Genomic DNA, 10,575 nt, shown 5'->3' with positions numbered 1-10,575 from the left:
AAAATGCATTTCAATCCAGTCGTTGCATGCGATTACATGAGACCGAACTTGCTCGCGAGGCGTTGTTTTCGAGTCGCCCCTTCTACCGCATCGCCAACAAGTTGCCTCCTACCGGGATTTGCAATCCTTCAGGCGGAGCGTAAGTGACGTCGCAAACCAAAAAAAAACGCAGACGCAAAAAAGCCCGATCTGAGCACAAGGCTTAAATCAGGCTTTTTTGTGAAGATGGTCGGGGTAAGGGGATTCGAACTCCTGACATCCTGCTCCCAAAGCAGGCGCGCTACCGGACTGCGCTATACCCCGGGTGAAACTTTTTAAAGACGCCTCAACTAGCCGTCTGCGATCTGATGCGATTGGCATCAGATCTATAAGATTCGGCCCCGGCATTGCTGCTGAGGCCAAAAATGGTGGGTCGTGTGGGATTCGAACCTACGACCAATTGGTTAAAAGCCAATTGGTTTCACACCCTCAGTTTAGGCAGAACCTCCTGATGAAGGCTCTGGATCCAATCCGCAGTCTCTAATGTCCCCATTAGAGGCTTTAAATCATGCACGTAACCTCGCTTTTGTCCACCAAAGGTGGTGTCGGTAAAACCACTTTGGCTGCCAACATCGGCGGCTTCTGCGCCGACGCCGGATTGAAGGTCCTCCTACTCGACATGGACCCTGTACAGCCCTCCCTGTCCTCTTATTACCCAATGGCGCAGGAAGTCAGCGGCGGCATATTCGACCTCATCGCACATAACCTGACTGATCCAGAGCGAATCATATCGAGGACAAGCATCCCGAACCTGTCCTTGATCTTGTCGAACGACCCCAACAACCAGTTGATTAGCCTCCTCCTTCAGGCGGCGGATGGTCGTCTGCGATTGGCTTCCCTGCTGAAAGCTTTCGAGGGGCAATTCGACCTGATTCTCATTGACACCCAGGGCGCACGAAGCGTCATGTTGGAGATGGTTGTTCTGGCGTCAGATCTTGCTGTTTCCCCCTTGCCACCGAACATGCTCAGCGCACGGGAATTTAACCGTGGCACTTTGCAGATGCTTGAAGGACTGCGTCCTTACTCAAGGCTCGGCCTGCACGTCCCTCCTATCAAGGTTGTAGTCAACTGTCTCGACCAGACAGTTGATGCTCGCGGAATTCATGACGCCATCAGAAAGACCTTCGCGGACAACATGGAAATCGATGTCCTCAAAAGCACAGTCCCTGCGTCAGTAATTTTTCGTGAGGGATCTACGGCAGGCGTGTCGGCACATCGGCTCGAATACAAAAAACCTTCCAACCGACGAGCGCCGAGCGCGCTTCAGGTCATTCGAGAACTTGCGATTGAGCTTTTTCCTCAATGGGCAGAACGTTTTGAAACGATGACTGAGTCCGCGATAGAGGCCCTGGTAAAAGGGGGTCAATGAGATGGCAAAGACAAATCTCACGGAAGCTTCCGGCATTACTCCAGAATTGATGCTCAAGCTCAACCAGCAGTACAACTCATCCCTCTTACGCTCCGCTCAGTCCAAGCTTACGAGCACGTCACGGGAGCTCCGCAATTTAAGCTCCGACCATAAGATGGGTCGCGGCTTGATTAGCCGACTGGGTGATTACTTGAGCGTGGAACAGCGTGAGCTCCTCTCACAGGCCGCGCAGCTGCTCGAATCAGTGAACTCTCATGTCGAGCATGCCAAGGAAAAACGTGTCCGCGACGAAAAAGCGGCCAAACGTCGGCAGGACGCGCGAAACGCAAGAGCGAAACAACTGATTGCTGCTACATATCCTCTGCCCATTGAGAGCCTGGACCAGAAGCTTGAGCTCCTGAGAACGGTGCTGTTATTCAACCGCATCGGGGCATATGACAGCTTCTACTCCACCGTCGAGCTTAATAGCCAGATCCGAAGCACTTTACTGACGCCGTTCAGCAAACTAATTGGTTGGCCAAGCGTGACCGCTTACCGAGTCAGTTGCCTCGGCTCGCTTCGTATACACCTCGTGGAGGCACTGACTAATGACATCTCTTACGACGATGGATCTGACGTCGAGGATCGGCTAGCCGCTCTGCAGGCGAAAGTCCGTGAGGAGAATGCCACAGCCGCGCTCACAGCTGATGAACATGAAACCCTCAGGCTCTGGAAAGAGGCTCTTGCATCCGGGGTACAACCTGAGGTGCAGCCATGAGTATTGACCGCCAACGGATAATCGACAAAGTCATCAAGTGCTTCGCTTTGGCTCGCTCTACGGGTGCTTCTCCAAATGAGGCTGAGACTGCCCTGCGGCAAGGCCGCAAGCTTATGGAGCAGTACCAGCTCGAAGAGCTTGAGGTGGACGCCCACCTCGCCTGCGAGGCCTCAGTTTCTGCGGGTACGAAGCGAGCGCCTGCAAGTTGGCTGCACAGTCTGGCAAGCACATGCGCGAGCGCTTTCGACTGCGATTGCATTGCGTACCAAGTGCGGCCTGGAGCCTGGCATTTCAAGTTCATCGGTTTGGGGGTATCGCCGGACCTGGCCAGCTATGCATATTCAGCGCTTCATCTGCAGCTTGTATCAGCGCGCCGTCAGCACGTATCGCAGCTAAAGCGCTGCAATCCAACCACCAAAAGACGACGTGGACGGATTTTTGCCGAAGCATGGATAAATGCGGTGGCCACCAACGTTTACAAGTTCGCCGGTCGACAAAACGCTGAAACACAGCAAGCGATAAGCGCCTACCTCAGCTTGCACCACCCTACCGTGATCGAAAAAGAGCTTGAGTCTACCTCTGTTAAGGGTCACGACCTCAGATCTCAACATCAAGGGTGGCAGCAAGGCTGTGCAGCTGCTTTACACAGGGGCGTAAATCAACACACCCCGGCTGCAGCAAGAATAGGGGGAGCACGATGAATATTTCAGATATGTCCCCTCCCCATTCGGTTGAAGCGGAACAGGCGGTGCTAGGCGGCCTGATGCTCGACAACGAATCGTGGGACCTGATCGCAGACCGTATCAAAGCTGATGATTTCTTTAGGCGTGAGCACCGGCTAATTTTCCAGAGCATTGCCACGCTTGCTGAGTCGAACAGACCATTTGACGTGGTCACGGTTTCCGATTCGATGCGAGAGATTGATGAAGCCGGTGGCTTGGGCTACTTGGGCGAGATCGCCATGAACACCCCTTCGGTTGCCAACATCAAGGCATACGCCGACACCGTAAGCAACCGAGCTCATCTGCGACGTTTGATTTCGCATGGGTACGGGTGTGCGCGGGAGGCTTCGGATCCTCAAGCGGATGCGAGCGTCGTGCAGGACGTCATCGAACAGCAGCTGTTTGCGTTGGGACAAGGACACCAGACTTCCGACTTCGTTGACGTCAACCAGATGCTGCTGCAGGTAGTCGACAAGATCGATCTTCGATTCAATGCCGGAGAGTCGGTGGTTGGCGTGCCTACAGGGCTTGCAGACCTGGACGAGTTAACTGGTGGATTGCAGCCAGCTGACCTGATCATCCTTGCTGCCAGGCCATCTATGGGTAAAACCAGCTTGGCGCTCAATCTCGTGGACGCTGCGCTTCAAAAAGATACCGAGTCCACCGTCCAGTTTTACAGTTTGGAGATGCCAGCCGAGGCCATTATTTACAGGCTCCTGTCCATCATAGGACATCTGAATCTGGAGAAGCTGATACGTGGCCAGCTTGAAGATGAGGACTGGCCGAAGCTCTCGATGGCGGTCGCCAGAATCAATTCCTACGGGGACCGCCTAGTAATTGACGATCAAGCGGGACTTACTCCATCGGCAATACGTGCCCGCGCCCGGCGGGGCGCAAGGCAATTTGGAAAGCCAGTTCTGATAATGGTCGATTACCTGCAAATGATGCAGTGCCCAGGTAAAGAAAACAGGGCGAATGAAATCAGTGAGATATCCCGATCACTCAAGGCTCTGGGCAAGGAATTTAACTGCCCGGTAGTAGCGCTTTCTCAGTTGAACAGAGAGCTTGAGAGACGCCCAAATAAGCGGCCCATCAACGCCGACCTTCGTGACTCAGGCGCATTAGAACAAGACGCTGACCTGATTCTTTTCGTGTACCGGGATGAGGTGTATCACCCGGATACCGAACACAAAGGCATCGCAGAGCTGATTCTTGGCAAGCACAGAAATGGCTCGCTCGGCACGGTCAGAACCGCTTTCATCCCCCAACACACCCGTTTTGAAAACCTCTCGGCCAGCACTTGGCAAGGAGCTCAAGCATGAGCGCGCGTAACCAGCCCCTCTCTATTACGCATGAGTGCCGCAATTGCGGACATCACCACCCGAACAACGCAGTGATGCCGGAGGCTGATGGTAGGCGGGAATGCCCAAAGTGCTATAGCGGTGAAATTGTTCAACTTGAACTTGTGGACTCTGAGTGGATGGGCAGTGCCCTCAATAAAGTCCCGAGCAGTTCCGAGTACACCGTTGTGTTTCGTATGGATTCGGGTAACTCGCGCAAAGCATTCATGCAGCAGCTAACCGAGACTTTTGTTGATCACGAGGTAGAGATCCTTGAGATCCAGTCGGGTAATAAGTTGAACGGGTTGAGAGGTGCATGACATGACGCTTGATCAGAACAGCACCGCAGAAGATCTACCGACTCAGTCGGACCGAGAGCAAGACCGCAAGCGCATCGAAAAGGCATTGGCCGACTTCCTTAGCAGCGGGGGATCAATCTACCAAGTTGAGAGCAATCAACGATCCAGTCCACCGACTTTCATAATAAATGCGGAAAAGGCTGCGCACTTGAAGAGTGGTGCTGCATCGGTTCTAGCGGCAGACGTCAAAGTGCAGACCCCCGCTAAGGCTTTAAACGACACCGAGCTCTCACGCTTGTTAAGAGCTCACTGCACAGCCGGTGCGTCGCTAGCATCAGCAGCTACGACTCTCAACCAGACGCGCAAACGGTGTGAAGCAATAGCGCGTCGCTACCAAATCCCATTTCGCTCTGCGGCTTTCAGCGATGCCAGGGCACGATCATGACGACTGTAAATCACCCCCTACGTGGAGCAAAAAAAGCTCTTCAGGATTTGGCCCTATTCGCTATAGCCCAGGGCTGGGTAGTCCAGCGCACGCGTGGTGGTCACGTCAAATTCACCAAGGGTGGCTGCTGTCCCATCTACACCTCTTTCACACCAAGCGACCACAGGGCCGGCCTTAATGCTCGCGCTCAACTGCGCCGCGCACAAAGCCTCAGTCATGATGGAGAAAGCCATGTTGAATAAAGAAATCGAGTGCATTAGCGACGATAAGGAAGAGAAGTTTGTCGTGCGGCTTCCTACCGGAATGCGAACACGAGTGCGGAAAATTGCGAAAGCCAACCACCGCTCCATGAACGCGGAGATCGTCAATCGAATTGATTCAAGCCTGCGTCAGGATCTCGAAATCCTGAGACTCAAAGCAGTGATCGACATGTTGCTCAAAGGCGGTGAGCCAGCTAGCAACGTTCTCCAGCTTCCTGAGGCGGGTCAATAACCATGGCTACCAAACTTACGGCAGATGAAATATCAGGGAAGTTACTCAAGGGTTCATTCAGTCGATCTGGACCAGCAGTGGATCGCTTGCCAGATCCCATTGCTGACACACCAATGGTGTTGACGTTAGACGAGATGAAGGCTTACGAGCACAACCCTCGTACCGTTACCAATGCAAAGTACCAAGAGATCAAGGACTCAATTCGGCAGCGAGGGCTGGACCAGCCACCGTCGGTCACCCGTCGCCCCGGGGAGATCAAGTACACCATCAACAATGGCGGGAACACCAGGTTGTCGATCCTCCGGGAGCTGTATAGCGAAACCGGGGATGAGCGCTTTTATAGAATCAACGTTCTGTTTCGTCCTTGGGACGGTGCGCGGGGGGAGATAATCGCGCTTACGGGTCACCTCTCCGAAAACGACTTACGCGGCGCTCTGATGTTCATCGAAAGAGCCGTGGGCATTGAGAATGCGCGCGCTATTTATGAAGAAGAGGCAGGAGAGCCAATTTCGCAAAGAGAGCTGGTCAGGAAGCTACGCGAGGATGGATACCCAGTTTCCCAGTCGCACATCAGCCGAATGCAGGAAACTGTTCGTTGCCTTCTACCAGTGATACCCGCCGCGCTGTATTCCGGGTTAGGGAAACCTCAGGTCGAGCGCCTGCTTTCCCTTCGTAAGGCCGCGAGCCAGACATGGAGCACGCATAAGGATGGCAATGCACATATTTCAGACTTCGATGCATTGTTTCAGGACGTGCTTTCGATGTTCGATGGAGATGCAAGTGAGTTTGTCTATGAGCGAGTTCAAGATGAACTTATCAGTCATATGCAGCCGGGAACCGGGCTCACTTATGAGCAGATCCTACTTACGCTGAGCGAAAATCAGAACCAGGCGCGACGAGCAGCAGTCATCGACACTCAAGTCAACCTGTCGCCTGCGCATCAGATCCCGCCCAATTATGTACCAGTTCAGGCCCCCGCTGGCGGACCAGAACTGAATGATCCGCTAGAAAACGGTACTCCACTTCCCTCTGCTCCAGGCCCTCAGAACCAGAAGCCAGAGAATAAAACAGCGGCCCCTCGCCCAACAATTACCAAAACTGAGGTCACGCCGTCGCAACCAGGAGTTGAGTTAACGGAAGAAGAACGTGCAGCAAGACTTGCTGGCCATGTCGTCACTCCGGTAGCTACCACTGATCGCGTGCTTGATGTGAAACGTCAATTAGCCGCTCTCGATGGAGAGGAGCTTCCAGACTTCAAGGCAAACGCGCTGATTTCAATTCCGGTACAGGCTGGTGGATTGCACCCTATATCAGACGTCTGGTACATCGAGCGCATCTTGGATCAGCCGGATGAGTTACGGCCAGTTATCGCCCAACTGGCACGTGAGATCGCTCACCTTTCAGGCATCGGCTCTGACAGCGTTATTGATGTTCCAGGAGGTCTTGGCTTCCTGTGCCAAGAACCGCCCGGCGATTCAGAACTGACCAACCTAGCCAATCACGCGCTGACCCTGCTCCAGTCCATCAGTGGTGTGTACGCCATCGCTTTGACTAAGGAGTCACCGGAACAGCCACTAGACGTATCCGAGTTTCAGTTCACGGCAGCACTGGGCCAGTTGATGTTGGGCAGTCCGAGATACGAGGACCGCGACGCAGTACTTCAAGGACGCTTGGACGATGCATGCATCGTTAAGCTTTTCCGACTTATTCGCCTAGGCCGACGACTCGTGGAGCTTGAGATGGAGAACGGGGTGCAAACCCCATGAGGCTTTTTTCCGACGTTGTAAGACAGGAGTTCAGTCATGTCGAAAAAACATAATCCGCTCAATGAAGCCATGGTCGCGCAAATCCTACATCATCTGCGCAACGGTGAAGTGAAGCGATGCCTGGACATGGGGTTGGACCCAGAGATCTTGGTGCTGCTCCAGCATCCCTCCTCGCAAAGCGTGCTATTGAACTCAGCAGTTACTTGGTGCCGGGTGGCTGTTGATCCAGACATGGTAAAACGGCTGCTTTCAAACAAAGAGCGCACTGACGAAGAGAATCGCATTGTGCAGCGGGCCCTTCGCCTAGGCGCAACAACTCCTATGCTCCAAGAGTTCTTTGGGATGTCGCCCCAAGAAGTGTCTTTGCAGAGGGTTCTGGTAGGAGTTCCAGGAAGGCCTGGACGATTCAGGGACATTCCGGACGACGCCCCGTTATGGCACAGATTCGTCCAGTTGATGGATGAGTACCGTGTTGATCATACAGACGGAGTCGCCTTACTCGATATCGCCATGATGCTGACCGAGGAAATCAACGTCCCTCCTCAAGAGCCTCATACCCAATTACCTGATCCGATCACCTTAGGTCTTGTCTGGAACAAGATTCAAGGCTGGCTCACTCAGGATCTGTACCCCACAGGCAAGCAGCGTAAATCCTCAAGTCTTTTATTGCTGGGCGGATCTCGGAAACAGTCAAAAGCAAATGCTACAGCGAACTGCAGAACATCGACTCAAAGCCAGGCAAGTAAGTCCGCGGGCAAGGTAGAAGGCGATCGGATGTGATGAAGATGAGCCGGCGGCCTTCGCTGGGAGGCGCCATTAATGCCGCTGCAGGCGCACTACAAAATCATCTGCTGCTCCAGCAATTAAAACTGGCCCAACAGCAGAGCACTGGCCCAGATTCCAAAAATCCGATCACTGAATCCAGGATCGAAGAAACTTATGACGGCATCGTTTTCAGTGGTAATCCACATGAGACGGTGCCGCGAAGTCTGCTGCTCGATGACCGGCTTTCACCGCTGGAGCGTAATGCGTGGCAGGTATTTAGGCTGCTGATCAACTCGGATGGCATTACAGCTTTTCCGACCTACGAGCAGTTGCGCCCATACCTAGGTTCTGTGCCTGGCAAATCCGCTTCAAGGGAGACTGTTGCGAAAGCTCTGACTGTACTTAGGCTCACCCGGTGGCTAAGCCTTGGGCGGAGAGTTCGAGACTCCATCAGCGGTCGAGTACAAGGCAACGTGTACATCTTGCATGACGAACCAGTCGGCTGCGTTGAGGCAATGGAGCTGGACAGAGACTACATGCTGCTCATAGGACAGGCCTTGGAGCACGCCAACAAAGCAGTCAGAACTGTTGCGGACCTAGCATTTAAAGAATTTGCTTCCGATCCAAATCATTCCACCGGAGCGCTACCAACAAGGCTCGATGTCATAGAGGGCAGATGGCGTAAACAAGGTTGGCACGATGCACCAAATGCAATTGAGCAAGGCCACTCCAAACCTGAGTTCGGAATCCGAACTCAGGGAGGAAGCGGATCATTTTCACTGGGTTCGGATTCCGAACTCAGTGAAAATCGTGACCAAGCGAATCCCGAGAAGCCGAGTTCGGAATCCGAACTCAGTCTGAAATCAGCCTCATTCAGCTCGGTTCGGATTCCGAACTCATATAGTACGTATACGAATACAAATACATCTGTATGTAAAAGCTCTGTACCGCGTGAGACTCAGATCGAGCAGGTAGATCTGCCTTCAGGGTTTGAGCGGTTCACCCAGGACCAACGTGACCGTGCGATCACTGCTCTGCAACGCGTGCAGCCAGACTTGCGCAAGCCGCTACTTGATCAATGGCTACATCGCTGCAAAAGCGGAACCGTGAACAACCCGTTTGGCTACCTGTTGAGCTGCATGCAGAAAGCTTTAAGTGGCGAATTCAATGCGCAATGGCAAGCACCTCCGACAACGGTAAAGAATCCGCAGGAGACCGTAGCTGAGTCAAAACCGCCTAACGCACCTCGTGACCAACCGAGCCATCCTGCCCAGCCTGCCGTCACAAGGTCTTCGCCGCAAAGCCGTGACGAGTCCTCATTGCTGACGGGCCGTAACTCGATGTTGACCATCAAGCAGCTCGTGCGGCCGAGAACTCCGAGATGAGTAGGCCGATTCATTACTACCGTACGGGCAATATAGTTAAGGCCAGTGGCATCACTGCGGACACCGATCAAGGTGATGCCACTGGCATCACTGCGGACACCGATCAAGGTGATGCCACTGGCATCACTCTGGAAGCCGATCAGGGTGATGCCACTGGCATCACTTTGGAAGCCAATCAGGGTGATGCCACTGGCATCACTGCGGACACCGATCAAGGTGATGCCACTGGCATCACTTTGGAAGCCAATCAGGGTGATGCCACTGGCATCACTTCTGGCTGCTCGTGCAGTCGATCTACCCAAAACCCTAAACGACAAAGAAACGGTTTGTTACTGACCACTGATTACGCGCGCGGGCAGTCTTGCCACGTCCTACCAACTACTTCATATAAAGGAAGCGCTCTGCATGGCTGACAACTTTCAGCTCAACCTTGGTTCTTTGCGAAGCAGCGTCAATCTGACCCTGCACACCCACCATGCCTCACGCCTCTGGTTCGGACGTCAACGCACCGAGGGCAAGCCAGGCATGATCGGCCTGAGCGGCTTTGCGAACATCCTGAATCGCATCAAACGCGGCTGTGAACAGGATGATCCCTACTCAGATTGGTTTTTGCTTCTTATTGAAGAAAAGATCGAGACCTCCGAGCAGGAGATGAAGGATATCGATACCAGACTCGATGAGGTCATGGCTTCATTGCCAGCGATGCTTTCCATAGGACAGAACCTTTCGGTCCAGCCTGTCACCCTGCCCCTATTTCTATCCACGCCGCTGGCATTCAAGGCCGTCTATCTGCTGACAGCATATGACGAGCTGGTACGTCGAATTCTTTTGGCCAGCCACGTCGGTTTGATCGACAACAACGCCAAAGGCCAATGGCTTGATGAAGGCGCCGCCATTTTGCGACGCCTCTTCGGCCTGAGCCAGCGCTACAAATTCTCCGGCGCAAGCCGAGGGGACTTCGCAGCAAAGAACGCTCGCTCAGAACTGGCACGCGAGATGTACGCGTCGTTTGGTGAGATCCCGCAGGACATCCTGGAAGGCACTCGCCAGTCCAAGTTCGCTCCAGCCCTGGCGACCGCAGCGGCTACAACTATCAGCGACAACGATCAGGACGACAGCAGCGATGATTTCATCTCAATGGGCCAAGATCCGTCCACATTACTGCCTAGTTCTGAGTCAGAAGAGTGAGCAGCAGC

13 protein-coding genes and 1 tRNA gene are annotated in these 10,575 nt (G+C 53.7%); 13 read left to right on the top strand and 1 reads right to left on the bottom strand.

What is annotated here, in order from left to right; all coding sequences use genetic code 11:
• Nucleotides 1-226: 226 nt before the first annotated feature.
• A tRNA-Pro gene (locus RX972_RS07125) sits at nucleotides 227-303 on the bottom strand.
• A gap of 244 nt (nucleotides 304-547) precedes the next feature.
• On the opposite strand from RX972_RS07125, the gene RX972_RS07120 reads away from it, so the two are divergent.
• Genes RX972_RS07120 through RX972_RS07060 form a run of 13 tightly spaced genes read left to right on the top strand, consistent with a single transcriptional unit; the run spans nucleotide 548 to nucleotide 10,567 of the window.
• Entirely contained in the window at nucleotides 548-1,408 is an 861-nt protein-coding gene (locus RX972_RS07120; RefSeq protein ID WP_316873647.1) for a ParA family protein, read from the top strand.
• A gap of 1 nt (nucleotide 1,409) precedes the next feature.
• Nucleotides 1,410-2,165 (top strand): hypothetical protein, encoded by a 756-nt coding sequence (locus tag RX972_RS07115; RefSeq protein ID WP_316873646.1) that lies wholly within the window; start codon nucleotides 1,410-1,412, stop codon nucleotides 2,163-2,165.
• Nucleotides 2,162-2,866, top strand: coding sequence for a DUF2786 domain-containing protein (locus tag RX972_RS07110; protein ID WP_316873645.1), 705 nt, complete (start codon nucleotides 2,162-2,164; stop codon nucleotides 2,864-2,866). The genes RX972_RS07115 and RX972_RS07110 overlap by 4 nt, the downstream gene beginning before the upstream one ends.
• A complete protein-coding gene (gene dnaB / locus RX972_RS07105) occupies nucleotides 2,863-4,209 on the top strand; it encodes a replicative DNA helicase (RefSeq protein WP_316873643.1) in 1,347 nt (448 codons plus the stop codon). The genes RX972_RS07110 and dnaB overlap by 4 nt, the downstream gene beginning before the upstream one ends.
• Nucleotides 4,206-4,547 (top strand): hypothetical protein, encoded by a 342-nt coding sequence (locus RX972_RS07100; RefSeq protein ID WP_316873641.1) that lies wholly within the window; start codon nucleotides 4,206-4,208, stop codon nucleotides 4,545-4,547. The genes dnaB and RX972_RS07100 overlap by 4 nt, the downstream gene beginning before the upstream one ends.
• Nucleotide 4,548: 1 nt before the next feature.
• Entirely contained in the window at nucleotides 4,549-4,971 is a 423-nt protein-coding gene (locus RX972_RS07095; RefSeq protein ID WP_316873640.1) for a hypothetical protein, read from the top strand.
• Nucleotides 4,968-5,213 carry a hypothetical protein gene (locus tag RX972_RS07090; protein WP_231672466.1) on the top strand — a complete coding sequence of 82 codons (246 nt, stop codon included), beginning with the start codon at nucleotides 4,968-4,970 and terminating at the stop codon, nucleotides 5,211-5,213. The genes RX972_RS07095 and RX972_RS07090 overlap by 4 nt, the downstream gene beginning before the upstream one ends.
• Complete coding sequence (locus RX972_RS07085) at nucleotides 5,149-5,463, top strand: Arc family DNA-binding protein (protein ID WP_263270437.1); 315 nt, start codon at nucleotides 5,149-5,151, stop codon at nucleotides 5,461-5,463. Before RX972_RS07090 ends, RX972_RS07085 begins: the two co-directional genes overlap by 65 nt.
• A 2-nt stretch (nucleotides 5,464-5,465) precedes the next feature.
• Nucleotides 5,466-7,229: a ParB family protein gene (locus RX972_RS07080; RefSeq protein ID WP_316873639.1), complete on the top strand. Its 1,764-nt coding sequence runs from the start codon at nucleotides 5,466-5,468 to the stop codon at nucleotides 7,227-7,229.
• Nucleotides 7,230-7,265: 36 nt separating this feature from the next.
• A complete protein-coding gene (locus RX972_RS07075) occupies nucleotides 7,266-8,009 on the top strand; it encodes a DUF2857 domain-containing protein (RefSeq protein ID WP_231672463.1) in 744 nt (247 codons plus the stop codon).
• On the top strand, nucleotides 8,009-9,379 hold the full coding sequence (locus RX972_RS07070; RefSeq protein ID WP_316873697.1) for an STY4528 family pathogenicity island replication protein: 1,371 nt from the start codon (nucleotides 8,009-8,011) through the stop codon (nucleotides 9,377-9,379). The genes RX972_RS07075 and RX972_RS07070 overlap by 1 nt, the downstream gene beginning before the upstream one ends.
• A complete protein-coding gene (locus tag RX972_RS07065; RefSeq protein ID WP_316873636.1) occupies nucleotides 9,376-9,792 on the top strand; it encodes a hypothetical protein in 417 nt (138 codons plus the stop codon). The genes RX972_RS07070 and RX972_RS07065 overlap by 4 nt, the downstream gene beginning before the upstream one ends.
• On the top strand, nucleotides 9,785-10,567 hold the full coding sequence (locus RX972_RS07060) for a PFL_4669 family integrating conjugative element protein (RefSeq protein WP_316873634.1): 783 nt from the start codon (nucleotides 9,785-9,787) through the stop codon (nucleotides 10,565-10,567). Before RX972_RS07065 ends, RX972_RS07060 begins: the two co-directional genes overlap by 8 nt.
• Nucleotides 10,568-10,575 lie beyond the last annotated feature (8 nt).

The sequence above is a fragment of the Pseudomonas syringae group sp. J309-1 genome, assembly GCF_032582135.1.
GTDB lineage: Bacteria > Pseudomonadota > Gammaproteobacteria > Pseudomonadales > Pseudomonadaceae > Aquipseudomonas > Aquipseudomonas quasicaspiana.
Note: the sequence above shows the minus strand (reverse complement) of the source record. Positions and strands in the feature narration are given on the sequence as shown.